Annotated in this window: 21 protein-coding genes; 16 read left to right on the forward strand and 5 right to left on the reverse strand. The window is 58.1% G+C overall.

Translation table 11 applies throughout. The features are described 5' to 3' along the window. Positions 1–164 precede the first annotated feature (164 nt). Positions 165–1,634: a leucyl aminopeptidase gene (locus ACXAG1_RS14485; protein ID WP_475093579.1), complete on the reverse strand. Its 1,470-nt coding sequence runs from the start codon at positions 1,632–1,634 to the stop codon at positions 165–167. 302 nt (positions 1,635–1,936) lie between these two features. On the opposite strand from ACXAG1_RS14485, the gene lptF reads away from it, so the two are divergent. Together lptF and lptG are read left to right on the forward strand one after the other, a co-directional pair. Beyond that, a complete protein-coding gene (lptF, locus tag ACXAG1_RS14490) occupies positions 1,937–3,076 on the forward strand; it encodes an LPS export ABC transporter permease LptF (protein WP_475120088.1) in 1,140 nt (379 codons plus the stop codon). Beyond that, the gene (gene lptG / locus ACXAG1_RS14495) at positions 3,063–4,124 is read left to right on the forward strand and encodes an LPS export ABC transporter permease LptG (protein ID WP_475093577.1); all 1,062 of its coding nucleotides are present in this window, start codon (positions 3,063–3,065) and stop codon (positions 4,122–4,124) included. Before lptF ends, lptG begins: the two co-directional genes overlap by 14 nt. Positions 4,125–4,303: 179 nt before the next feature. Here lptG and ACXAG1_RS14500 read toward each other — a convergent pair whose 3' ends face one another. Continuing rightward, complete coding sequence (locus tag ACXAG1_RS14500) at positions 4,304–4,801, reverse strand: RDD family protein (protein WP_475120089.1); 498 nt, start codon at positions 4,799–4,801, stop codon at positions 4,304–4,306. A 68-nt stretch (positions 4,802–4,869) separates the two neighbouring features. Beyond that, the gene (locus ACXAG1_RS14505; protein WP_475120090.1) at positions 4,870–5,376 is read right to left on the reverse strand and encodes a hypothetical protein; all 507 of its coding nucleotides are present in this window, start codon (positions 5,374–5,376) and stop codon (positions 4,870–4,872) included. A gap of 607 nt (positions 5,377–5,983) precedes the next feature. Between ACXAG1_RS14505 and ACXAG1_RS14510 the strand changes: the two genes are divergently transcribed. From ACXAG1_RS14510 to ACXAG1_RS14530, 5 genes are all read left to right on the forward strand, one after another. Next, the gene (locus tag ACXAG1_RS14510) at positions 5,984–8,716 is read left to right on the forward strand and encodes a family 20 glycosylhydrolase (protein ID WP_475093574.1); all 2,733 of its coding nucleotides are present in this window, start codon (positions 5,984–5,986) and stop codon (positions 8,714–8,716) included. A 410-nt stretch (positions 8,717–9,126) separates the two neighbouring features. Beyond that, entirely contained in the window at positions 9,127–10,755 is a 1,629-nt protein-coding gene (locus ACXAG1_RS14515) for a GMC family oxidoreductase (protein WP_475120091.1), read from the forward strand. After that, positions 10,752–11,591: a 23S rRNA (guanine(745)-N(1))-methyltransferase gene (gene rlmA / locus ACXAG1_RS14520; RefSeq protein ID WP_475120092.1), complete on the forward strand. Its 840-nt coding sequence runs from the start codon at positions 10,752–10,754 to the stop codon at positions 11,589–11,591. The genes ACXAG1_RS14515 and rlmA overlap by 4 nt, the downstream gene beginning before the upstream one ends. A 76-nt stretch (positions 11,592–11,667) precedes the next feature. Next, positions 11,668–12,096, forward strand: a complete 429-nt coding sequence (gene tadA, locus ACXAG1_RS14525) for a tRNA adenosine(34) deaminase TadA (protein WP_475120093.1) — start codon at positions 11,668–11,670, stop codon at positions 12,094–12,096. A gap of 1 nt (position 12,097) precedes the next feature. Further along, positions 12,098–12,532: an ion channel gene (locus ACXAG1_RS14530; RefSeq protein WP_475093570.1), complete on the forward strand. Its 435-nt coding sequence runs from the start codon at positions 12,098–12,100 to the stop codon at positions 12,530–12,532. A 33-nt stretch (positions 12,533–12,565) separates the two neighbouring features. Here ACXAG1_RS14530 and ACXAG1_RS14535 read toward each other — a convergent pair whose 3' ends face one another. Continuing rightward, entirely contained in the window at positions 12,566–13,165 is a 600-nt protein-coding gene (locus ACXAG1_RS14535; protein ID WP_475093569.1) for an NADPH-dependent FMN reductase, read from the reverse strand. A gap of 181 nt (positions 13,166–13,346) precedes the next feature. On the opposite strand from ACXAG1_RS14535, the gene ACXAG1_RS14540 reads away from it, so the two are divergent. The 5 genes from ACXAG1_RS14540 to ACXAG1_RS14560 all read left to right on the forward strand — a co-directional run bounded on the left by ACXAG1_RS14540 (position 13,347) and on the right by ACXAG1_RS14560 (position 17,673). After that, positions 13,347–14,267: a LysR family transcriptional regulator gene (locus tag ACXAG1_RS14540; protein WP_475093568.1), complete on the forward strand. Its 921-nt coding sequence runs from the start codon at positions 13,347–13,349 to the stop codon at positions 14,265–14,267. Between the two features lie 6 nt (positions 14,268–14,273). After that, entirely contained in the window at positions 14,274–15,659 is a 1,386-nt protein-coding gene (locus tag ACXAG1_RS14545) for a hypothetical protein (protein WP_475120094.1), read from the forward strand. A gap of 16 nt (positions 15,660–15,675) precedes the next feature. After that, complete coding sequence (locus ACXAG1_RS14550; protein WP_475093566.1) at positions 15,676–16,353, forward strand: SOS response-associated peptidase family protein; 678 nt, start codon at positions 15,676–15,678, stop codon at positions 16,351–16,353. Between the two features lie 130 nt (positions 16,354–16,483). Next, positions 16,484–17,338 (forward strand): thioredoxin, encoded by an 855-nt coding sequence (gene trxA / locus ACXAG1_RS14555; RefSeq protein ID WP_475120095.1) that lies wholly within the window; start codon positions 16,484–16,486, stop codon positions 17,336–17,338. Positions 17,339–17,355: 17 nt separating this feature from the next. Further along, the gene (locus tag ACXAG1_RS14560) at positions 17,356–17,673 is read left to right on the forward strand and encodes a YqfO family protein (RefSeq protein ID WP_475093564.1); all 318 of its coding nucleotides are present in this window, start codon (positions 17,356–17,358) and stop codon (positions 17,671–17,673) included. 96 nt (positions 17,674–17,769) lie between these two features. On the opposite strand, the gene ACXAG1_RS14565 is transcribed toward ACXAG1_RS14560, so the two are convergent. Then, positions 17,770–18,306 (reverse strand): NUDIX hydrolase, encoded by a 537-nt coding sequence (locus tag ACXAG1_RS14565; RefSeq protein WP_475093563.1) that lies wholly within the window; start codon positions 18,304–18,306, stop codon positions 17,770–17,772. Between the two features lie 75 nt (positions 18,307–18,381). On the opposite strand from ACXAG1_RS14565, the gene ACXAG1_RS14570 reads away from it, so the two are divergent. The 4 genes from ACXAG1_RS14570 (at position 18,382) to ACXAG1_RS14585 (ending at position 25,573) form a co-directional block, all read left to right on the forward strand. Beyond that, on the forward strand, positions 18,382–19,770 hold the full coding sequence (locus tag ACXAG1_RS14570) for an efflux RND transporter periplasmic adaptor subunit (protein ID WP_475093562.1): 1,389 nt from the start codon (positions 18,382–18,384) through the stop codon (positions 19,768–19,770). 33 nt (positions 19,771–19,803) lie between these two features. Further along, positions 19,804–22,983 (forward strand): efflux RND transporter permease subunit, encoded by a 3,180-nt coding sequence (locus ACXAG1_RS14575; RefSeq protein ID WP_475093561.1) that lies wholly within the window; start codon positions 19,804–19,806, stop codon positions 22,981–22,983. A 73-nt stretch (positions 22,984–23,056) separates the two neighbouring features. After that, positions 23,057–23,668, forward strand: a complete 612-nt coding sequence (locus tag ACXAG1_RS14580) for an NUDIX hydrolase (RefSeq protein WP_475093560.1) — start codon at positions 23,057–23,059, stop codon at positions 23,666–23,668. An 84-nt stretch (positions 23,669–23,752) separates the two neighbouring features. Then, on the forward strand, positions 23,753–25,573 hold the full coding sequence (locus ACXAG1_RS14585) for an ABCB family ABC transporter ATP-binding protein/permease (RefSeq protein ID WP_475093559.1): 1,821 nt from the start codon (positions 23,753–23,755) through the stop codon (positions 25,571–25,573). Positions 25,574–25,775: the final 202 nt, after the last annotated feature.

A 25,775-nucleotide genomic window follows, 5' to 3' on the forward strand; every position in this document is an offset into this window, starting at 1 on the left:
GATCCTGGGTAGGTGGCGGTCCTGCTACCGGCAACGGTTCGCAGGACACGCCGTGAACCCATCCCTGGGGGCTCTTCTGCGAGGTCCCTCTCGCAGAAGGTCCTGCGAACCGTTGCCGGTATCAGGACCTTCGCCCGAAGTTTGGGGTGTCGAATAAGTCCTGATTATTTTTTATTCAGGATGTATTGCAGCAGCAGAGGTACCGGGCGTCCGGTCGCGCCTTTGGCGGCACCGGATTTCCAAGCGCTGCCGGCGATATCCAGGTGGGCCCAGTTGTAGTCTTCGGCGAAGCGGGCGAGGAAGCAGGCGGCGGTCACGGAGCCGGCTTCGCGGCCGCCAATGTTCTGCATGTCGGCAAAGTTGGAGTTCAGCATGGGCTGGTACTCGTCCCACAGCGGCATGCGCCAGGCGCGGTCACCGGTGGTTTCGCCGGCGGCGATCAGCTCTTCAGCAAGCTTGTCCTGGTTGGCGTAAAGGCCTGTGGCGTGGTGACCGAGGGCGATTACACAGGCGCCGGTGAGGGTGGCCACGTCGATCACTACGCTGGGCTTGAATTTGCCAGCCCAGGTCAGGGCGTCACACAGTACCAGACGGCCTTCCGCATCGGTGTTGAGAATCTCGATGGTCTTGCCGCTCATGGAGGTGACGACATCCCCCGGCTTGCTGGCGCGGCCGCTGGGCATGTTTTCTGCCGCAGCGACTACGCCCACCACATTGACCGGAGCATTCATTTCCACCAGGGCGTTCATCACGCCGAACACGCTGGCCGCGCCGCACATGTCGAACTTCATTTCGTCCATCATGGCGCCGGGCTTCAGGCTGATGCCGCCAGTATCAAAGGTAATGCCTTTACCGACGAGCACAATCGGCTTCTGGCCGGCTTTACCGCCCTTGTAGTTCATGGCGATCATCGCCGCCGGCTCGTCGCTGCCCTTGGCCACGCTCATAAATGCGCCCATGCCGAGGGATTCCATCTTCTTGTTGTCCATCACCGTGGTGGAGAGCTTTGCGTGTTTTTTCGCCAGTGCTTTGGCTTCACTTGCCAGGTAGCTGGGGGTGCAGATGTTGCCTGGCAGGTTGCCCAGTTCGCGGGCGACGTTGCTGCCGAGCGCCTGGCCACCGCCGAACTCCACACCTTTCTGCAGGGCTTTCAGCTGCTTTTTGTCCGGGGCGTGGGCGGTGAATTTGGCAAGCGGGTTGGGCTTGGCGTCGCTGTGGCAGCGCGTGAATTTGTAGGTGGCGAGACCGGCGGCGAGGGCGAGTTGCGCACCCTGCCAGGTGGCGTCGGCGTCTTTTACGGTGACTTCGGCCAGGAAAGAGGTGGCGTCTTTCAGGTTTTTGACAGCGCGGGCGCTGTTGTTGGCCAGTTTGCGGAACTCGACCTGGGAGACTGGAGCTTTACTGCTGCGCACCAGTAGTACACGCTCGGCGCCGCCCTCCAGGTTCGGCACTATCAGGGTGCTGCCGGTGGCGCTGCCCAGGTCGCCGCGCTTCAGAAGTTTGGCCAGGTTGCCACCGGCTGCCTTGTCCAGTGCGCTGCCGCTGTCGGTGAAGCGGTTCTTGTTGTCAACGGCGATGATCGCACACGCGGTACGCTGTTTCAGTATGTCGGTGACCTTGGCGGTAAACTGCATGTAATAGGTTCCTTGATGGTTTTGTCGCTTGCCGCGGCGTGGATGCAGACGAGCGCCTGGAGCCGGATGATGCGGGCTCGGGGGTGTCTTGCTGTCGGTAATCCAGAGAAACGATGGCGGACCGAGACATTGCCGGGCTTTTTGGTGATAATGCGCCGCACAAGTTTAACCCGAGAAGGATTAGTTTGCTCGGGAACCTCTGAAGGGATGTTCTACTCTGACATCCACCAAGACCGATAAGCTGGAATCGCATTTCCAATCGCTTCAATTCTTACAGTGCAATCAGGGAAGCTGGTCGTTCAGTGATTATTTTCCGCTACCTCTGCCGTGAGTTGCTCGGTGCAACTTTAGCTGTCAGCGCCGTGTTGCTGCTGATGGTCATGAGTGGCCGTTTTGTGAAGTATCTGGCGGAAGCTGCGGCGGGCGATCTTTCCGCCGGAATCCTGTTCTCTCTGATGGGCTTCCGCCTGCCGGGCTTCCTCGAGCTCGTCATTCCTCTGGGCTTTTTCGTCGGCATTCTGCTGGCGTACGGCCGTCTGTATATCGAAAGCGAAATGACAGTGCTGCACGCCTGCGGATTCAGCGAGCGCCAGCTGTTGCGGTATACGCTGGTACCGGCGCTGATGGTGGCGGCGTTTGTGGCGGCCATGAGCCTGTATCTCACGCCCACCGGGATCGAGCGGACCTCCCACCTGCTTACTGCCGACAAGACACGCAATGAATTCGATCACCTGGTGCCGAAGAAATTTGTCGCCACCGGCGGCGGTCGCGCGGTGTACTACGCCGAGGGGCTGAGCGACGACCGTTCCACCATGCACAACGTGTTTCTGGCAGAGCTGGGCAATTCCCGCGGTGACACTGAGACCGATCACCAGATCGTTACCGTGGCCCGCGAAGGGGTGCAGCAGATAGACCCGGAAACCGGCCTGCGCTACCTGGTACTGCGTGACGGCTACCGCTACGAAGGCGTGCCGGGGCAAAGCGATTATCGCCAGATGGCCTTTTCCAGTTACGAGGTTTTACTGGAGGTGCCGAGGTTGCGCTCCAAGGCCAGCGAAAAACTGCAATCCATGTCTACCGCCGCGCTGTGGAAAAGTAAAGACCCTCGTGAGCGCGTGAATCTGCACTGGCGTTTGAGCTTGCCAGTACTGGTGCTGGTGGTGGCGATTCTCGCGGTTCCCCTGAGCCGTACCAATCCGCGTCAGGGCCGTTACGCCAAGATGATCCCGGCGGTGCTGCTGTACATTATTTATCTCGTTGCGCTGCAGGGGGTTCGCGGTGCTATTGAAGACGGCAAGATTGAGCAGGCCTGGGCGATCTGGTTGGTACACCCACCGTTCCTGATCCTCGGCTTATTCCTGTTGGGCGGTCGCAAACTCAAGAAACCGCGCAAGCGCGGAGGTGGTGGCGCGAATAAAGGAGGTGAGCATGTCCCTGCTTGATCGTTACATCGCCCGTACAGTTACTCTGGCGATCCTTGCGGTGCTCATGGTGATCCTTGGGCTGGATGTGATCTCGGCCATTGTTGACGGCCTCGGAGATCTCGGCGGTAACTACCAGTTCACCGATATGATCGAATATGTGGTGTGGACGCTGCCAGAGCGTATATACAGCCAGCTCGGTTTTTCGGCTCTCGTGGGCTGCATGGTGGGGCTCGGCACGCTCGCCGGAACCAGCGAGCTGACGGTCATGCGTGCAGCGGGAATATCCATAGGCCGTATCGCCTGGGCGGTAATGAAGCCTGTTCTGGTAGTAATAGTGCTCGGGCTCGCTCTTGCTGAGCTGGTGATTCCTTATACTAACCAAACGGCGGAGAGCGAACGCGCGATTGCATTAGGGGAGTTTGAGAATTCTGGCCTGGAGCAGGGGCTGTGGTTGTTCGAGGGAGGCGAGTTTGTGCATTTCAATGCCGCACTGCCCGGCGGCACCTTGTTCGGAGTTACTCGCTACAAATTCGATCAGGATTACCAGCTGGAGCAGGTGGTTTTTTCCGAGCGCGGTTATTACGTTCGAGGCCGCTGGGAATTGCAGAACAGCCGCCAGACAAGCCTGACCCCGGAGCGCGCAAGCAGCACCACCCAGGTCGAGTCAACCTGGGATTCGGACATGTCTCCGAATCTGTTTTCCCTGGTAGTGCCACTGCCGTCGGATCTGTCACCGCGCAACCTCTGGTCCTATGGTCGATTCCTCGACCGAAAGGGAGAGGAGTCAGCGCGCTACTGGCTGGCGTTCTGGAAAAAGATATTGCAGCCGCTCACGATCGCCGGCCTGGTGATGATGGCCATCTCGTTTATTTTCGGTCCGTTGCGGGAAGTGACCACTGGCCTGCGGGTGTTTACCGGGGTGATCGTGGGCATCGTGTTTCAAACGGTGCAGGATATGCTGGGCCCGTCTTCGGTGGTATTCGGTTTCCCACCATTTGTGGCGGTGATCGTGCCGATTCTGGCCAGTTTTCTGCTGGGATGGGCGCTATTGAAGCGAGCGAGGTAAGCCTCGCTGGTGTAACAATTTCCAGCCTGGTGGCGGTGCCGCTGCCGGGTGCGTCCCCGAGAGGCACGCCGTGAACCCATCCCTGGGGGCTCTGCAAAAACATCCTGTTTTTGAAGGCCTCTCGGAGACGCACCCGGCTTTGGCACCTTCGCAATTCGCTACCGTCCGGGTCTCGTGTCTTACTTCTTTTTCTTTTTCGGCAGCTGGCGCACTTCGGCGTCGGATGCCAGGTCGTGCCAGCTGGCGTGGTCTGCGCGGAAATATCCCCAAAAGTAACCCAGGCCAAAACACGCTAACGAGATCGGGCCCACTATTGCGCGAATACAGCACTGGTACCAGCTCAACTGCATACCGTTATTGTTGGCCACCATCAGGCGCCAGGCGCGCATACCGATGGTCTGCCCCGCCGCACGCCACGACCAGAAAAAATAGCCCGCTGTGACAAGTGCCAGGCCGAGCTGATACACGGGGCCGCCCACGCAAGGGGTGTAATCCACGTGTTCCGGCTGGCAGTGCAGGCCGCCAAATGTCGATGCCACCAGCATGGCGAAGAACCCGTAAACCATCCACAGGCCTGCCACGATCAGGGCATCGTAGAGCAGCGCCATTAGCTTCGACAGCACGCCGGCGTGGGGGAGTTGATTGAATTGGGTTGGTGTATTGACGGTGTCGGACACGGGATTCTCCGCCTGTGGAATAAGTGGCGGAGATTTTAGCAGGTTAGCAGTGCGAAGAAGCCCGGACTTCAGAACTCGTATTCAACCGAGATCTTGAATTTGTCGTCTGACAGGCGGAAGTCGTAGTCCAGAGCATTGTTGAAGTTGAATTTGCCTTCGCCCTGGGTGTAGCGCAGGAGCGGGTGCTGCTTGCTGCGCTTGTGCTGTTCCATGTAGGTTTTAAAGCCCATTTTCAGGATTTCATTTACCGCGCGGCCGCCGGTCTTGTCCGCGTACTCACTGGGGCGGGTGTGCTGCTCCAGCCACTGGTGATTTAGGCGGCGGTGGATCATGCCCATGGAATTGTTGCGGAGGTTTTCTGCGGATTCGTATAGAGCGTTGTTGTCCATGCCAAAGGCACTGTCGATGAAGAAGGCGTTGTCGGCCTGGAGATTCAGTGCACCATTGGAATCGGGGATGAAAATTTCGTCAGCCAGGAGAGTGGAGGAAATGGGGAGCAGAATGAGACCAAGCGCTGCCGGCACGGCTCTGGCCAGGCGCTTAGTGGGAAGATACCGAGTGCTGCGAGAATCCATTTTTCCACCCCGGGGAGTATTTACTTGGCTCAGTTGGCTACTGAACAACCACTGAATTTATTATGGCTCACCCTGAACATGACGTTGTATCTCACAAAAAACGGAAAAGTGCCAATGCTGGTTGTGAAAATTGTGCCAGATTCAGTCATTACGCTGCGAGCCCCGTCAGTGCTGAATGTATTGAGTTTTGCCCAGTTTGCGAGGCCTGCGGGGATGTTTCTGCCAATGTTTTTTAATATAAAAACTGTATGGTCACCGTGCTGGTTATAAAAACATTGTCTAGTGACCGCTGCGCTGATTCATTATTGAGAGGGGGCAAAAGTGATCGTGGTTTCCTGGTCGCAGACTTTTGGCACAGGTTTGGTCATGTTTGTGAAGGTCGTTCAGTGTCGAGTTCCGGGCGCTCGCTGGGTAATCGGATCTGCAATTGTGTAGCTGACCTTTACGGTTACCCGTTCGCTGAGTACCCGCGGTTGACAGCGCTGTCTTTTCCGCTATTGTGTTGCGCTGGCCGGATTCTGAAATCCGCGCATACAACATAAGAATCCACGAGTGCGCTGTCTGATTATGTTGGACGCAGGGCACCCACCAAAAACAGAGATCATCCATGAGACGGATCCCACTCTTTGCCAGCCTGGCCCTGTCAGCTTTTATTGCCTCCTGTGCGGACCCGGAGTCCTCCCGAGCCCCGGCCGCCGAGACTCTGGCGGGCGCTGATGTACCTGCGCCCGAACGTATCGCCGCGAATTTCGATGTCACTCAGGAAGTACTGCTCAATTTCCAGGGGGTGGATGACGCCCTGCGAGCCCAGTGCAAACAGGCCGGTGGCAGTGGCGCGACTTGCTCCACTTATCGCATCAGCCTGATCAATAACGGTCCGGCCGTGGCTGCCGACGAGCGTGACTGGACTCTCTATTTCCACAGTGTGCGCCGCTCTCTGGCGCTGCTGAATACCGATGCGTTTACCCTGGAAAGAGTGAATGGCGATCTGCATCGCCTGATTCCCAACGAACAGTTTGCCGGTATCGGCAGTGGGGAAACCGTCGAACTCGACCTGCTGGCGGAAAGCTGGATGCAATTCGAGTCGGATTTCCAGCCGCGCCTGTTCGTGGTGGATGCCGCTGGCGAACCTCATGTGATTCGCTCCACGGATACCGATGACCTGTCAGACATTGTTCTTCCCATTAACAAGAATGACGCAGACAACTGGAAGCGGGCCGCAGACGACGCCAATACCCTGGCCACTGCAGGCAGTCGCTTCCAGCAGTTCACCGCCGATGTACAGCCTGTCGATGAGCAGGACTGGCGCGGTCGCATTATCCCCCAGCCTGCCTCGGTCGAGCTGTCGGAAGCGCCGGCTATCCAGCTGAACGCGGGTATCGAACTGCGGGCAGAAGGCCTGGATGCGGGCAGTGTGAATGCGCTGGAACAGCGCCTCGCAACCTTGCAGTTGTCCGCCAATGGCGACGCTGCCTATCCGGTATCCATAAAGGTGGATGCGACGGCGTTTAATGACCGTCCCGCCGGAGCCTCTTTACCTCCCGCCGGGACCTATCGCCTGAACGTAGGCGAGCAGGGTGCCGAGGTTGTGGGTGCCGATGCCAGCGGTGCTTTTTACGGTGTGCAATCCCTGCTTGCCCTGGTGGACCTGAACAGTGCCAGCCTGCCTCAGGCAATTGTGGAAGATGCACCGCGCTTCCCGCACCGGGGCATGTTTGTGGACGTGGGTCGTAACTTCCACAGTAAGGAAGTGATCATCAAGCTGCTGGACCAGATGGCGGCCTACAAACTCAACCGATTCCACTTCCACCTGTCTGATGACGAGGGCTGGCGCCTGGAAATTCCGGGCCTGCCGGAACTGACTGAGATTGGCAGTCAGCGCTGCTTCGATCTGGAAGAGAATCGCTGTCTGCTGCCACAGTTGGGGTCCGGTCCTTTTGCGGACAACTTCGGCAGTGGTTTCTACAGCGTTGCAGACTACGAAGAAATCCTGCGCTACGCGGCAGATCGCCATATCGAAGTGATCCCTGAGTTTGATATGCCGGCCCACGCGCGCTCTGCGGTCGTGGCGATGGAGGCGCGGTATCGCAAGCTGAAAGATTCCGATGCGGAAGCAGCAAACGCCTATCGCCTGATCGATCCACAGGACGACACTCAATATCTCTCCGTTCAGTTTTACGACGACAGCTACATCAACCCCTGCGTGGACTCAACCTATAACTTCGTCGGCAAGCTGATCGGTGAAGTGAAGGCCATGCACGATCGCGCCGGCCACCCGCTGAAAACCTGGCACTTTGGTGGAGATGAAGCGGTGAATATTCTCGCGGCCGACGCCTTTGAGGTAGGTCCCGGCGAGAACCCCGATAAGGGCGATGTCGGTGCAGAGCAGCGCAGTAAGCCGTGGACCAATTCCCCCCAGTGCCAGAAACTGGTCGCCAGTGGTGAAGTAAAGGCCATTGATGAGCTGGGTGAACTCTACGCCAAACGTGTCAGCAAGCTGGTGGCGGATGCGGGTATCCCGACCATGGCAGCCTGGAACGACGGCGTGAAAAAAATCAGTGACGCGGGCGAAGAGCTGGCGACACCGAACAACTATGTGAATTCCTGGGCGCCCCTGTTCTGGGGTGGTGGTGACGAGAGTGTGCACTTTGCGGAAACCGGCTTCGACCTGGTTCAGTCACACTCGGACTACCTGTACTTTGATATGCCTCAGGAAGTGGACCCGAAAGAGCGCGGTTACTACTGGGCCTCTCGCTATACCGATACGCGCAAGACGTTTAGCTATGCGCCTGTAAATACTGCCCAGCTGGCGGAGCTCTACCCCAATCGCGATGGCCAAAGCTGGGAAGCTACCTCGCCGGGAATGGAATTTGCCAGTCAGGTGCGCGGCATACAGGGCCAGCTGTGGAGTGAGGTGGTGCGGACCGATGAAGCGGTCGAGTATCAGGTCTTCCCGCGCTTGCTGGCCTTGGCGGAGCGCGCCTGGCATCAGGCCGAGTGGGAACTGCCGCTGCAGAAAGGTCAGAGCTTTAACGGTGAAACCACTTTTGTGGACAAGTCGGCCGTTGCCGCAGACTGGTCAGGCTTTTCCGCCGCTCTGGGCAACAAGGAGCTGCTCAAGCTGGATCGTGCGGGGATCGGCTATCGGGTGCCGGTGCCCGGAGCCGTAGTGGATGGTGAGAGTGTGAAGACCGCTCTGCCGTACCCGGGTCTGGCACTGGAGTACTTTGACGGCGAGCAGTGGCTGCCGCTGTCTGCGGATGTGGCGCCTCAGTCCGTACAGTCCGTTCGCGCGCGCAGTGCCGATGGGCAGCGCGCTGGCCGCGCGGTGGCGCTGTAAGCTTCCCGGAGACATGACCGGGTAAAGTCGGGTGCTCGAAGTTCGGGCGCCCGATTTACCTCTCCGCTGACATCTCGTTTCTCTGCTATTTGTTCTTTCTTCCTTCTTTTTGATCCTCCTTCCCGACCGCCTTTTCCTGCTGATTTGACTGGCGCTTACGTTGCCATCGTCTGTCTCGGGCAATCATCGGACTTGCACGGCTCAGGTCTACAATTGCTGGGGCGACGGCCGCGAATAGCGGCTTATCTCTAACGGATTTCGAAATCGCGCGTTTAATGGGCGGAAAGGCGCGGGGTTTGCCACGTTTTGACAAGAGTTCAGTGAAAGTTCAGTGCTAGATTGGGCGCCGCAGGCCACAAGTTCGTCCTGCCGCTCACGATAACAAGCATAAATTTCAGCGAGAGAAGATCATGGCGAGAAGCAAAGTGTACGACTACGTGATTGTCGGAGGAGGATCGGCGGGCTGTGTGCTGGCTAACCGACTTAGCGAAGACGAGCAAAACAGGGTTTGCTTGCTGGAATCCGGACCCTCAGATCACAACCTGTTGATTCAGATGCCAGTGGGGATCGGTTATCTGGTGCCGGGCAAGCGGTTCAATCTCCACCACTACACCGAGCCGCAGGCTAACCTCGATAACCGCCGCCTGTTCTGGCCCCGCGGCCGAGTCCTCGGGGGCAGTAGCGCCATCAACGCCATGCTGTATATCCGCGGTAACGCCGGTGACTACAACGCCTGGGAGCACGCGGGTAACCCCGGGTGGGGGTGGGATGCGATGTTGCCGTATTTTTTGCTGGCGGAAGGGAATCAGAGAGGGAGTGATGCCTGGCACAGTGGCTTTGGACCGCTGTCTGTTTCTGACTTGAAATGGAAATCGCCGGCGGGGCGCGCCTTTGTAAGTGCCGCGCAGGAGGCCGGGCACCGCCACAATCACGATTTCAACGGCTACCAGCAAAACGGTGTTGGTTTTTACCAGGTAACGCAAAAGGCCGGACGCCGCTGCTCGTCGGCCACGGCCTATCTGTATCCGGCTAAAGCGCGCCCCAATTTAAGCATTTACACCAGCTCTCCGGTGGCAGGACTGGAATTCAAGGGCGATCGGGTGAGTGCCGTCACGCTGGTCAATGGTCAGCGCGTGGTGGCGAATAAGGAAGTCATTCTCTGTGCAGGTGCTATTCAGTCGCCTCAACTACTGATGCTCTCAGGTATTGGCCCCGAGGATGAACTAAAAAAATTGGGGATTGTTCCCCAGTGCCACCTCCCCGGTGTGGGACGCAATCTCCAGGATCACCTCGATATTACCCAGGTGGTGGAAACTAATCGCCCTGTTGGCTTTAACGATGCGTTTCTGTCCAAGCTGGGCGCGGCAATGCATTTTCCCGAGTACCTTTTGCTCAACCGAGGAAAGCTGACCAACAATGTGGCGGAAGCGGGAGGCTTTGCCAGTTCTGGTCTTGCTGGAGAGCATCCGGATATCCAGTTCCACTTGAGCGCGGCGCCACTATTTAATCACGGCCTCGACAAGCGTCCCGGTAACGGTTATTCACTGCACGCTTGCGCCCTGCGCCCCAAGAGCCGAGGCCAGATCAGTCTGGTATCCCGTGACCCGCGCGCGCTACCCGCGATTCAACCCAACTATCTGGCAGAGCCGGAAGATCTGCAGGTACTGATAGAGGGCTTTGAAATGGCGCGGGACATCATCGAGCAACCCGCACTGAATAAGTTGCAAAAGCGCCGGTGGCTGCCAGAAAAGTCGCTCACCAGTAAAGACGCCATCGCCAATTTTATTCGCCAGAAAGCGGAGTCCATCTATCACCCGGTGGGGACATGCAAGATGGGCCAGGACGAGCTCGCTGTAGTGGATAGTGAATTGCGCGTGCGTGGTGTGGATGGACTGCGTGTGGTGGATGCCTCCATAATGCCCACCCTCATCAGCGGCAACACCAACGCACCGGTGATTGCCATCGCTGAAAAAGCGGCAGATCTGATTCTGAACAAATCCGCAGTACAGCAATTACAGGAAATCAGCGAAAACGCATGATCTGGCAGTGCCCCCATTGCAGTGAATCCCTTCAATTGGAAAGCCGAAGCTGGCGTTGTGCCAACGGCCACAGTTTTGACCGGGCGAAGGAGGGCTACGTGAATTTGCTGCCGGTGCAGCAAAAACGCAGCCGTGAACCGGGGGATTCCGCGGAAATGTTGAGCGCGCGCCGCCGGTTTCTCGAGGCCGGCCACTATCGGCCGCTGGTGGAAGCGATCTGCGCCCAATTGCGGCCCGTTACCGCGGGCGTGCAAGCCCCCGTATTGCTGGACATCGGTTGCGGCGAGGGCTATTACGCGCGACAACTGGGGAGCGGCGGCTGGCCCGAAAACTTGATTTACGGTATTGATATCGCGAAAGCGGGTGTGCGGCTCGCGGCAAAAAAACAGCCGCACGCTCAGTTTGCGGTTGCCAGCAGTTTTCATCTGCCGGTGGCCGATGCCAGTGTGGACGCGGTATTACGCGTATTTGCGCCCGGTCCTGCGGAAGAGCTGGTACGTGTTTTGAAACCGGGTGGCGTGTTGCTCGATGTATCTCCCGGCCCTGATCACCTGTGGAGCCTTAAATCCCGGCTCTACGCGCATCCGCAACAACACAGCGCTCCGGCGACTATTTCCGGGCTGGTCCCCGAAAGCGAAATGCGTTGTGAATTTCCGCTACACATGAACGACAACGAAGCGGTCAAAGATTTTCTTACCATGACGCCGTTTGCGTGGAAGGGTAAGCGCGAGGCCCGCCAGCAACTGGAGTCACAAAGCGAGCTGCATCTGGAGGCGGACTTTCTTTTGCGCCGCCTGATCATGGATCCGGGCGATGTTCGGGAGCGGGGTCAGTAATACAATTATGCATACCACCAGAACAGAGTAACTATCAGGACAGTGAACCGTGGCGACACCGCGCGATTTTATATTTATGCAGCAAGCCCTTGCCCTGGCCGAGCAGGCTGCTCAATTGGGCGAAGTACCTGTTGGCGCAGTAGTGGTGCTGGAGGGTGAGGTTATCGGTGAGGGCTTTAATCAGCCGATTTCTGCTTACGACCCCAGCGCCCATGCAGAAGTCATGGCTATACGCGCCGCTGCGCAACATCAGCAGAATTATCGCCTGCCCGGGGCCACGCTGTACGTAACCATCGAGCCCTGCACCATGTGCTTTGGCACCCTGGTGCACGCGCGAATCGCCCGGCTGGTATACGGCGCCACCGAGCCCCGTGCCGGCGTGGTTGCCAGCCAGTTACAGTTACCCGAGCAGACATTTTTTAACCACAAGGTACAGGTGGAAGGTGGTGTGATGCAGGACCAGGCGGCTTCTCTGGTGCGAGATTTTTTTCAGAAGCGGCGCTGAGATGCTGGTAGCAATCCTGATCAATATGTTCCTGGTGGCATTCGCGGTGGTGATTCACCACGAGGCGCTCAATGCGCTGTTCTGGGTATCACATCGATGGAAGTTTCGCCGTAACGTGGCAGTACTGATCGGGGTGTTCGGTGCGCTGATTGCCCATATTCTCGAGATCTGGATGTTTGCAGTGGGTTACTACTTTATGTATCACTCACCGCTGTTTGGCACCCTAACCGGGAATTTCGACGGCGCCATGCTGGATTGCGTCTATTTCTCCTTTACTAATTATACGTCGCTCGGGTTCGGTGATATCGAGCCTCACGGCGCCCTGCGTTTTACCGCAGGACTGGAGGCTTTGACCGGGTTGGTCATGATTACCTGGACCGCTTCTTTCCTGTTCCTGAAAATGCAGCGCTTTTGGACGAGGCAATTAGACGAGTAATCGAATGCCGCAAGGGTGCGGCATATCCTGCGATCAGGCGGCGCTGGTTGCGCCCAGGCGGGTAACCTCGATCGCGTGCAACGTGTCGTGTACCAGTGCGCGTAATTGCGCTATTGCGGTCTCGTCCACCAGTTTGCCGTCGACAAATGCAGTCATCGATGAAGGTACCGCCAGCATGGTCGGGGCAATCCAGGTACCCAGTGGCTGCAGAATGTCGCGCAGGTGATTCAGTCCGCGCATGCCGCCGAGCCCGCCTGGCGAGGTGGCGAAGAGTGCCGCGCGGCGGCCCTGAAATACCTCGGCTCGCCCAAACTGTCCGTCCGGGCGGGAGACCCAGTCAATCAGGTTTTTCAATGCCGCGCTTACCGAACCGTTGTACTCCGGGCTTGCGATCAGCAAACCGTCCGCAGAAGCGAACAGGGCTTTCAAGCGGCTCGCCGCCTCGGGTATGGCCGCTGCCTCGATGTCTTCATCGAACAGCGGCAGCGGGAACTCGCGCAAGTCAACTTCGGTGACTTCGGCGCCGGCCTCGCGAGCCAGCCTGGCTGCAGCGCTAGCCAGCTGGCGGTTCCAGGAATCCTTGCGCAGACTGCCGGCCAGGGCCAGCAGGTGGGGTTTACGTGGGGTGCTCATATTCGTTCCTCCGAAAGGTGATCCCGCTTGGGTGCTGGGGTATGGGGCTATTCTGGGGAAGCCACAAAGGAACAGAAATGCCGTGAGCGCAATGTTTCTGTGCAAATTTGCACAGAAGTCCTGGTCGGGCTAGAGTCTGCCGTGAATGGGCGTTGGGCTGGATAACCTAGGGGGGCCGCTTGTGGCGGGGAACTCGGTCAAGGACTGGAACAATCTGCATTACGCTCTGGCCGTCGCCAAAGCGGGCACCCTGTCCGGTGCCGCGCTTGAGCTGGAAGTGTCCCACTCCACGGTGTTGCGACGTATCGATGCGCTCGAAAAGGCGTTGAAAACCCGCCTGTTTATCCGCCACCCGCGGGGCTATGTACCCACCGAGGCGGGGCAGATGCTAATGGGGGCTGCGGAGAACATGCAGGACCAGCTGGATCTGCTGGTGGGTAAAATGCAGGGCGCCGAGGAAACACTGCAGGGGTCTCTGGTAATTACCACGGTGAATACCCTGATTCCGCTGTTGATGCCGGTGATCCGCGGTTTTCAGCGGGAAAACCCGTACCTGCGCCTGGAGCTGGTGGCAGACCGGCGGCACCTGCGGCTGGATCATGGCGAGGCGCATATCGGAATCCGTCCAGGCGCCAGGCCCACCGAGCCCGACTATGTGGTGCAACCGGCCACTTCCCTGAACAGCGCACTATACGCCTCGGCCGAGTACCTGCAGGAGTGTGGGCCGTTCAATGGGTTGGACGACCTGGCCGGGCACCGGTTTATCGGGCCCACCGAAGCCTACGACTTTATCCCGAGCCTCCACTGGATTACCCGACAGGTTCCGGACGAGCAGATCGTATTTCGTTGCAATGAGTTCTCCGGTTTTGAAGATGCGGCTCGCTGTGGTGTGGGTATCGCTGCCCTGAACCACTGGTGTGCGGAAGCGCGCCCAGGACTGCAGCGGTTAATTGAACCGCCGCCGGAGTGGTGCACTAACCTGTGGTTGGTTACCCACCGGGATATGCACCGCACGCGCAAGGTGCAACTGTTTCTCGACTGGATCAAACAGTCACTCGCCGGGCTTTCGCCGGAAATCGGGCGGGTGGAATTGCAAAGATAAATCACCATGGGAAAGACTATTGTGGATAGACGAATCGGTGCCGCGGTTGTATTCCTGCTGGCCATTTTTCAGTTCGCCTGTGACGGCGGCACGGAAAAAAAGACATCGGAGCAGCATCCGGTGGAGGCTTCCGGAGCTGAAAAGTCAGAATTGCAACCGGAGTCGCACAGCGATGCCGCGCTGGACGCACTGGCGGAGCAGTATGTGCGCCTGGTCCTAGCGCTCGGGAATCACGATAAAAGCTACGTGGATGCCTACTACGGCCCGGCCCCCTGGAAGGCCGAAGCGGCAGAGGATAGTGCCTCGCCGGCAGAACTGGCCAACCGTGCGGAGCGCCTGCTCGCCCAATTACCGGACAGCGTTGAGCCCGCGGGAGACCTGAACACCCTGCGCCAGCACTACCTGAAAACCCAGCTGAAGGCCGTCGTTGCCCATGCGCACCATATCGCCGACGCGGGTTTTCGGAATTTCCAGAAAGAAGCTCGCGCACTCTACGACACCGAGCCACCGGTGCAGCAATATGCAGACTTTGACCCGGTACTGGCAGCGCTGAATCAGGCGCTCCCCGGTGATGAGCCGCTCCATCTTCGTGTGCAGGCATTCCGTGAGCAGTACCGGATTCCCGAAGACAAACTGGACAGCGTGTTCAAAGCTGCGATTGACGAATGTAAAAAACGCACTCAGGCCCAAATCCAGTTGCCGAAGAATGAAAGTTTTCGGCTGGAATATGTTCAGGGCAAACCCTGGAGCGGCTACAACTGGTATCAGGGTAAGGCCCACAGTCTGATTCAGATCAACAGCGGCCTCCCCATTCATATCGATCGCGCCGTGGACCTCGGTTGCCATGAAGGCTATCCCGGTCACCATACCTACAATGCGCTTCTGGAAGAGAAACTGGTCAATGATCAGGGCTGGGTCGAATACAGTGTCTATCCACTATTCAGCCCCCAGTCGCTGATTGCCGAAGGCAGTGCCAATTACGGTATTGAACTGGCCTTTCCCGGGGATGAGAAAACCCGCTTTGAAAAAGAAACCCTCTATCCGCTGGCAGGGCTGGATCCCGCCGGTGCAGAAAAGTATCAACAGGTTCTGGATTTACTGGCGCAGCTGAAGTTTGCAGAGAACATTGTCGCCCGGGAATATATTGATGGTGACATCGACCGCGACGAAGCCATCGAACGTTTTCAGAAATACACCGCTATGAGCCCGGAAAAAGCGGCCCAGCGTGTGCAGTTTGTGGATACCTACGGTGCCTACGTTATCAACTACAACTGGGGCAAACAGCTGGTCAAAGACTACGTGGAAAAAGATGCGGGCTCGCAGGAACAGCGCTGGCAAAAATTCTCCCAGCTGTTGTCCTCGCCCCGCCTGCCTTCCTCACTGAACTGGTAACAGGACGCAACAACCCATGTGCAGCGTATTCGATGTCGACGACGATGCGGGTATCGAGCGCTTTCTCGATGAGTACGGTGTACATCACCCGCAGAATATGATCTTCGGGCGCCGTCGGCGCCCCACCAGCAAGGTCAGTATCGTCACCGGGCGCCACGGTGAGCCGGAGGTGGAAAATGCCATCTGGCACCTGTATCTGGAAAAGTCCGGTGACGGCTGGAAGCCACACAAAAAATACTGGTCCATCAACAGCAACTGGAAAAAGCTTGGCCAGCGCCCGGAGTATCGCAAGTCCCGCTGCCTGATACCCGCGACCGCCTGGGTGGAAAGCCAGCGCGGCAGGAACCCGGTAGAGTTTCGTTTCGACCGCCCGTTCTTTTTTTGTGGCCTGTACAAAACTTGGGGAGATTTACTGAGCTGCTCGATCATTACTCTGGCTTCACATCCGGAGACCGAGCGCTTCCATGAAAAGAGCTTCCCAATGATCGCGCCACTGGACTCCGGGTTTGTTAAGCAGTGGCTATTCGGCGGAGAAGAGACCGAACCATTCGAGCCATATCTGCACCCGGATATTTGCCTTGGTCAATCGGAATTGTTGGTGCAACCACTTAAAAAAGCCATGCAGATGGAGTACACGGGCGACGCGCAGCGAGTGGATCAGTATGTTCCTCCCAAGGGGGCGCAGGGTGATTGAGCGAAAAGTGATCGGGAAGTGTCGGGCGGGAAGCGCAAACTTCCCGGAATCGGGTATCATGCGCCCATTTATGGTCGCCCCGGCTTTCGACTGAACCCTGCGACCCGACAGCAGAATACGAGGAGTAGACGTGGAAGAGTTTATCGTCGATGTGACGGCACAGAATGCGCAGCAGGTACTGATTGAAGAGTCCATGAAGCGCCCGGTGGTGGTAGACGTGTGGGCCGAGTGGTGTGAGCCCTGCAAACAGCTGATGCCGGTACTGGAAAAACTGGCCAACGAGTACGCCGGCCAATTCCTGCTGGCGAAGCTCAATGCGGATACCGAACAGGCGCTTGCAGGCCAATTGGGTGTGCGCAGCCTGCCCACGGTCATGGTGCTCAAAGACGGCCAACCGGTGGACGGCTTCGCAGGCGCCCAGCCGGAAAAAGAAATCCGCGAGATGCTGGACAAGTACCTGCCCAAGGCCTGGGAGCTGCAGTTCCAGCAGGCGCAGAAACTGGTGGGTGAGGGCGAGCTGGACGAAGCGCTGCCGTTACTGCGCCAGGCTTACGGGGATTCCGGTGAGCGCGCGGATATTGCCAAGCAATACGCCGCCGTTCTGTTGGAGAAAAACCGCACCAATGATGCAGAAGAGATACTCGGCAAGATCCTGATGGCCGATCAGGATTCGGATTATCAGCAACTGATGGCACAGCTCGAGCTGAAGCAGGCCGCGGCTGACTCTCCCGAAATCAAGGCCCTGCAACAGGCACTGGCGGCAAACCCCGAAGACAGTGAGTCCGCTTACAAGCTGGCGGTGCAACTCAGCCAGGCGGATCGCCACGAAGAGGCGCTGGAGATTTTGCTGAACCTGCTGCGCAAGGACCTGGGTTTTGCCGACGGCGCAGCCAAACAGGCCTACCTGGATATCGTCAAGGCGCTGGGTGCCGGCGACCCGGTGGCGACCACTTACCAGCGCAAGCTGATGACCCTGATGTTCTGATCGTCAACGCAGGCGCCATGTACAAACTCTGTATCTACATCCCCGAAACCCATCTGGAGCCGGTCAAACAGGCGATCTTCGCTGCCGGCGCCGGGCGTATCGGTGACTACGACAGCTGCTGTTGGCAGGTCCTCGGCACCGGCCAGTTCCGCCCGCTGGACGGCAGTCAGCCCTTTATCGGGCAGCAGGGTGAAGTGGAAAACGTGCCCGAGTTCCGGGTGGAAACCGTGTGTGCGGATGAGGTGGTGGATGGAGTGCTCGCGGCGATGCGCGGCGCCCATCCCTACGAGGAACCGGCGTTTGATCTGTGGAAGCTGGACGACCGCTGTAACTAGCTTTCTGTCATCCCGTCATCCCGTCATCCCGTCATCCCGTCATCCCGTCATCCCGTCATCCCGGCGAAGGCCGGGATCCAGTTCCAGGGCGCAAGCTCACAGCTTGCGCTCAATCACCCCCCGGTGCAGCCCAAAGGCCCCTTTTTCCCGGTCGCTGAAATAGTGTTTCAGCGTCTGCGTCATCACCGGAAATGCCATCTCGTCCCAGGGGATATCCCCCTCGTCAAACAGTGCCACCTCCAGTGATTCCGGCCCGGCACCGAAGTTGGTGTCGGTGAGTTCGCCACGGTAAATCAGGTACACCTGGTTGATATGGGGAATGTCGTAAACGGAAAACAGCTCGTCCACACGCAGGTTGGCGCGGGCCTCTTCCCAAGACTCCCTGAGCGCCCCCTGCTCGCTGCTTTCACCATTTTCCATAAACCCCGCAGGCAGGGTCCAAAGTCCGTGGCGGGGCTCAATGGCACGTTTGCACAGTAAAACCTGATCGCCCAGGTACGGCAGAGTACCGACAATGACACGGGGATTCACATAGTGAATGGCACCGCAATCGTGGCACAGGTGGCGGGGGCGGTCGTCCCCGGCGGGGATCTCGAAAACAACGGTGTGGCCGCAATGGCTGCAAAATTTCATGGCGCAAGTATACCCGCGGTCGCAGTGAGCGCCAGTCTGCCAGCCATCTTCCTTCTATAGTGGTAAGTAGGATTTTTGTGCAGTAGCGATGGCTGGTTTTCCATGGCGCGTATTCTCGTTTTAGTAATTGCCATTTTGGCGATGGCCTGCAGTAAGCAAGAAGAGCAGGCCAAGCCCAAACCGCCGCCGGTTGAGGTTCTGGCGGTGCGCGCGCACCAGGTGGTACCGCGCTACGAATATGTGGGGCGGGTAGAAGCTACGGATGAATACAAGGTGCGCCCACGGGTGGAGGGGTATATCGAGACGCGCAATTTCGTCGAGGGGCAGCTGGTTCAGAAGGGCGAGCTGCTGTATCAGATCGACCCGAAACCGTTTATTGCCGCACTGGATAACCAGCGCGCCAATCTGGCGCAGGCACGCTCCGCGCTGCAGGTCGCACAGCGCAACTACCGGCGCGGTAGCGAACTGATTAAAACCGGTGCCATCAGCAAAATGCAGATGGACGAGCTGACCGGCAATTTCGAAGAGGCGGAATCCAAAGTTGCCGCCATGCAGGCAGATGTGGAAACCGCCCAGCTCAATCTTTCCTATACCGAAATCCGCGCGCCGCTCACCGGCCTGATCGGCCGCTCGGAATATACCGAGGGCTCACTGGTCGGCCCGGGAACCGACCCGCTGACTTCCATCGTGCGCATGGACCCGATCTACGTCACTTTCGAGGTGCCGGAAAATCGCCTGTTTGCGGTACAGGAGGAGACGGAGCGGCGTCGTCAGCAGGGCATGGCGCCGGTAAAGAGGGAAGTGCGCATCAAGCAGCCGGATGGAAAACTCTATCCGTATCCTGGCATCGTGGTATTTGTGGACAACCAGATCGACCAGGCGACCGGGTCTGCGCTGGTGCGTGCCCGCTTCCCAAACCCGGAGCGCCTGCTGGTACAGGGGCAGTTTGCCCGCGTTGTCATCAGTGTGTTTGCCGGTGCTGAAGCGATAAAGCCGCTGGTTCCGCAAGCGGCGGTACTCGAGGATATGCAGGGGCATTTCGTGTATGTCGTCGACGACAAGAATATTGCCGAGAAGCGCTTCCTCAAGCTCGGGCAGCGGGAAAACGCCTTGTGGGCGGTGGAAGATGGACTCAAGCCCGGTGAAAGAATTGCCGTTAACGGCTTGCAACGGGTGACCAATGGGCAGCCAGTCGCACCGCAGAATGTCGCTTTGGATCCCTATAAAGGTATCAAGACCGAGCGCCCTCCCGCGCAGACCAGCCCCGTCACAGAGTTCCGCGAAGGCGATGTCTCGCCCGAGGAGCGCCGTCAGTCCGGGGCCTCTGGTACCGGTTCCGATCTGGAGCAGATTGAGGCGGAAATGCACGATGGCAGCGGACAAAAACTGCCCGATCCCAATAGTGAGCGCGGCGAGCCCCTGGGCCAGGAAAAGGAACCGGATGCCTATTTTGATGGCAAATGATATCCGCGGTCCCTGGGTGCAGGGCGTGATGCGATGATCAGCGCGACGTTTATCCGACGGCCGCGTTTTGCTCTGGTGATCTCTATTCTGATCACCCTTGCGGGCGTGCTGTCCCTGCCGCTATTACCCATTGCCCAGTTTCCCGACATTACCCCACCGACGGTAGTGGTTACGGCTTCCTACCCCGGTGCCAGTGCGGAAGTCATGCGCGACAGTGTGGCGGAACCTATTGAGTCTCAGGTCAACGGGGTGGAGGGCATGAAATATATGTCTTCCACCAGCAGTAACGACGGCACCTATACCCTGACGGTGACTTTTGAAAGTGGCTATGACGGGGATATCGCTCAGGTGAATGTGCAGAACCGGGTGCAGCAGGCCACCCCGAGTCTGCCGGATGAGGTGACCCGCAGCGGGGTCACCGTAGAGAAGAAATCCAACACCATTTTGCTGGTGGTCAATCTGCTGTCGAAGGACGATAAATTCGACACTCTTTTTCTAGCCAACTACGGAGATATTTTTCTCAAAGACGAGCTGTCGCGCATCGACGGCGTCAGCGATGTGCAGATCCTCGGCGCCCAGGACTACGCCATGCGCCTGTGGCTGAATCCGGACAAGATGGCCGCGCTGGATGTCACCGCCAATGATGTGATCGCCGCGATTCGCGCGCAGAACCTGCAGGTGGCCGCGGGAAAAATCGGTGCGCCGCCAATCAAGCAGGAACAACAGTTTCAATACAGTATTCTCGCCCAGGGGCGCCTGGAGAGCGTGGAAGAGTTCGAAAACATCAGCATCCGCTCCCGGCCGGATGGTGGCATCGTACGCATGCGGGATATTTCGCGGGTCGAGTTGGGTAGCCAGAGTTACAGTGCCTACGGGGAACTGGATGGCCAGCCGTCTGCGGTGATGGCGATCTACCAGCTACCGGATGCTAACGCACTGGACGTGGCAAACAATATTCGCGAAAAGGTTGATCAGTTGGGACGTCATTTTCCAGAAGGGCTGGAGTCGGAAATTATTTACGACACCACTGGTTTTGTAAAAGCCTCCATCGCAGAAGTCGTAGAAACACTGATCATCGCCTTGCTACTGGTGATTCTGGTGGTGTTCGTATTCCTGCAGGACTGGCGTGCAACTCTGATTCCGGCCATTGCCATTCCCGTGTCGCTGATCGGTACTTTTGCGGTAATGCTGGCACTGGGGATGACCATCAATACGGTCACCTTGTTTGCCCTGATTCTCGCCATTGGCATCGTGGTGGACGATGCGATCATCGTGGTGGAAAACACCCAACGGCTGTTGGGCGAGGGGCTGGAGCCCAAAGAGGCGGCGATGGAGTCTATGCGCGAGGTCACCGGCCCGGTAATCGCCACCACCGCCGTGCTGTTCTCGGTCTTTGTGCCGGTAATGCTGATGCCGGGGCTGACCGGAAAAATGTACCAACAGTTCGCCCTGACCATTTCCATCGCGGTTCTTATTTCATCGGTGAATGCGCTTACCCTGAGCCCCTCTCTCAGTGCAGTTCTGTTACGGCCACCTCAGGGAGAGGGAGAACACGGTGAAAAGCTGACCGGGGTATTTGGCTTTTTCAATCGCTTTTTGCAGCGTGCTACCGGTTTGTATATGAGCGTGGTGTGCTTTTTTGTACGTATTCCACTGCTCGGCCTGGCCACCATTATCGGCGTCGGCGCACTTTGTTTTGTTTTGTTCAAAGTGGTGCCCACGGGATTTATCCCCGATGAAGATCAGGGATATTTCATGATGAATGTTCAGCTGCCTGATGGCGCCTCGTTGAAACGCACTGCGCCGGTGGTGGAAAAACTGAGCAGTGACATCAAAAAACTGGAAGGTGTTGCCCATGTGATGGCGGTACCGGGATTCAGTCTGCTGTCCAACAGTCTCGCATCCAACACCGCGTTTATGATCGTGATACTGCATCCCTGGGAGGAACGGCTGACTCCGGAACTCGATCAGTTTGCCATTTTGAATAAGGTACAGAAACTTGGGGCTGCGGTCCCGGAAGCGCAGGTGCGGGCCTTCCCGGTGCCCGCGTTGCCCGGGCTGGGAACCATTGGCGGTTTTGAGTTTGTGCTGGAAGATCTGCAGGGGCGGGAAATTCAGGAACTCGCTGGAGTGCTGTATGCACTGCTTGGCGCGGCCAATCAGCGCCCGGAAATTGCCCAGGCATTTACCACTTATCAGGCGGCCTCGCCGCAATTGGAGCTGGAGCTGGATAAAGACAAGGCACATATCCTCGGCCTGCAGCTTTCCGATGTCTATCTCACTCTGCAGACGTATCTGGGCAGTTATTACGTCAACGACTTCAATCGTTTTGGCAAGGTATTCCAGGTGCTTGCCCAGGCGGATGCAGAGTACCGGGACAGTGAAGAAGACCTCAGCGGCTTTTTTGTACGCGCCAACAGCGGCGGGCTGGTACCGGTCAGCTCAGTTGCCGAGGTGAAGCCTATTGTGGCCCCGCAAACGGTGCAGCGCTACAACCTGTACAACAGCGTCACCATTAATGGGGCCGCGGCGCCGGGCTACTCCAGTGGTGAGGCCATGCAGGCGATGGAGCTGTTGGGAAACCATTTGCCGGAAGGATATGGTTATGAGTGGACCGGCGCCAGCCTGGAAGAAATCAGTGCAGGGAACCTGGCACCGATTTTGTTCGCGCTGGCCATTTTATTTGCGTACCTGTTTCTGGTAGCGCAATACGAGAGCTGGAGTATTCCCATCGCGGTGTTGCTGGCAATTCCGATTGCCATCGGCGGTGGCTTACTGGCCTGTTTTGTTATGGGGCGCGACAGTGACCTGTACACTCAGATTGGCCTGGTATTGCTGATCGCGATGTCTGCGAAAACGGCCATTCTAATGGTGGAGTTTGCGGTACTGCAGCGGGACAGTGGACTGTCCATCGAGGAATCTGCACTACAGGCCACGCGCTTGCGGTTTCGTGCGGTGTTGATGACCGCGCTGGCATTCGTGTTGGGTATTTTCCCGCTGGTAATTGCCTCCGGTGCCGGTGCCGCCAGCCGTATCTCCCTCGGCTTGGCAGTCTTTGGTGGCATGCTTGCTGCAAGTATTTTTTCCACCTTTCTGGTGCCCATCTATTACGCGCTGGTGCAATCCCTGCGGGAAAGAGTGAAAGGTGGCCATCAACCGATGGACAAGGGGGAAGCAGCAAGCAAACCGGAGCTGAAGCCGGATGCGACCTGATCCCCTGAACCGTTTTTGGAGAAGGTGTATAGTGAAACAGGTACCGTGAGCTGGAGGCAGCAATCAAACAGCCATGTTGGAAACCATAGAAAAGAAGTTCTCTGCAGTCAGAGATGAATTGCAGGCGCAGGTGCCGCAGGGCCCGGATTTACACGGCCACGCGGCGGTGCTGCTGGCGTTGACGGACGAGCCAGACCCTCAGGTCATTTTGACGCTGCGCTCGCAGCAACTGTCCAGTCACTCTGGGGAAGTTTCCCTTCCCGGTGGCCGTTGGGACGATACCGATCCCTCCCTCGAATACACCGCTTTGCGCGAGACCCACGAAGAAATCGGCCTGCCCGCGGACCAGGTACGCGTGCTCGGCCCCCTGTGGACTCGCACTACACGCTGGCAGGTGGAAGTGACTCCATGGCTGGGGATTGTGCCCGCCGATGCGCCGCTGACGCCCAACCCCGGCGAGCTGGACGCCATCTTCCGGGTGCCGCTGGCCTGGTTTTTCGATGATCCGCGCGTCCGCACAGACCGTATCACCATCGACCAGCGCCGTATCTATCTGCCCGCCTATGAGTACGAAGGTTACGAGATCTGGGGATTCACCGCCGGGGTGCTGACGGAATTCCTGGTCCGTGTTCTGGACGCACCGATCGGGCGCAGGGATGACGTTCCAGTCAGGGCGCTGTCCTGATCCGAACGGTCGGGTCTGCGATTTCCCGCGCAGGTAACTCGGTCTGGTCAGGTATACTGCGCACCTGATTCACCGAGATTGACCATGCCCAGACCCAAATCCGCCGTCGCTCTGGAAGATGTCCACTGGAGCGCCCTCAAAACCCTGTTTCCCTATCTGCTCGAATTCAAGCGCCCGGTAATTCTGGCTCTGCTGTGTCTTATCGGCGCCAAGGCCGCCAGTGTTGGCTTGCCGTTCCTGCTTAAACACATTGTCGATGATCTGGATCAGGCCGGTGGTGCCGCGGCGGCCATCGCCCTGCCACTGGGCCTGTTGTTGGCCTACGGATTTGTGCGTTTTTCCTCGGTGCTGTTTGGCGAACTGCGGGACACGATTTTCGGCCGGGTCACTGAACGCGCCCAGCGCAGAGTCGGGCTCGCGGTTTTCCAGCACCTGCACAAGCTCGATCTGGATTATCACCTCAATCGGCGCACCGGTGGCCTGTCCCGGGATATCGAGCGCGGCAACGCTGGCATCGGATTTCTGATGCGCTTTATGGTGTTTAACATCGTCCCCACCCTGGTGGAAATCCTGATGGTGGTCGGGTTGCTGTGGTGGAATTACAGCGTCAGTTTCGCACTGCTGGTGCTCGGCGCCGTGGCCGCCTATATCGGCTTCTCCGTGGTGGCCACCGAATGGCGCACCCGCTACGTTCGGGAGCTGAATCAGGCGGAATCCCAGAGCAGCAGCCGCGCGGTCGACAGTCTGCTGAATTACGAAACCGTCAAATACTTCGGCAACGAGCAGCACGAGGCGCAGCACTACGACCGCGAACTGGCCACCTGGGAACAGGCGCGGCGCAAAAACCGCCTGTCGCTGTTCGGGTTAAACGCGGGGCAGGCGGTGATCATCGCCACCGCCATGTGCGGCGCCATGGTGATGGCTGCGGTCAATGTGACCAGGGGCAGCATGACCATCGGCGACTTTGTGCTGATCAATGCCGTGATGATGCAGATTTTTATCCCGCTCAATTTCCTCGGTTTCGTATACCGGGAGATGAAAGGCTCCCTCGCCAATATCGAAAAAATGTTCTCGATTCTCGATGTGAAGCCGGCCATTGAAGATGCGGAGGCCGCGGGCACCCTGGGTATCAAGCGGGGCGCCATCGAGTTTCGCGATGTGCAGTTTGGTTACAGCAGCGAGCGGGAAATCCTCAAGGGCGTCAGTTTTTCTGTCGCCCCGAAGCAAAAGGTCGCCATTGTCGGCGCCAGCGGCGCCGGCAAATCCACCCTGTTCAAGTTGCTGTTCCGTTTTTACGACGTGAACGGCGGCAGTATCCGGGTGGACGGGCAGGATGTACGCGAGGTGAGCCAGGACTCGTTACGTGCGGCCATTGGTGTGGTGCCCCAGGACACAGTTCTGTTCAATCAATCCATTCTGGAAAACGTGCGTTACGGGCGCGTGGATGCCACCGACGCAGAGGTGATGGCGGCGATTCGCCACGCGCAACTGGACGGTTTTATCGCGCAGTTGCCCGAAGGTGTGCACACCACCGTTGGCGAGCGCGGCCTGAAATTATCCGGTGGCGAAAAGCAGCGCGTGGCCATCGCCCGTGCCATTCTCAAACACCCACCCATCATGGTGTTTGACGAGGCGACGTCCAGCCTGGACAGCCACTCGGAGCAGGGGATCCTGCGCGCCCTGCAGGAAATATCCCGGGAGCAGACCACTCTGGTGATTGCCCACCGTTTGTCCACTGTGGTGGATGCGGATCAGATTCTGGTGATGGATCAGGGGCGCGTGGTGGAGCAGGGCAGTCACCGGGAGCTGATTGCCGCGGATGGCCATTACGCCGGGCTGTGGCGGATGCAGCAGCAGGAGCGCGCGCGAGAAACTGGTACAGAAGATCCGCAGCTGCTGTCCTGATGCGTACTGCCGGCAGGTTTCTATACACTCTGGCGCGATTTGTTTTTTCTGGCCGGAATTGCACCGCGTATTTTTCTATCCTTGCCCATAATTGCAGTCAAATATCCGGCACGTCTTGCGCACTGCGGGGTATCTGGACATCTTTCGTGCCCGCAATTAATGTGGCTCGCGCTATTCAATAAAACAACAGGCAGGAACCTGA

It is taken from the genome of Microbulbifer sp. ABE4_465 (assembly GCF_056160765.1).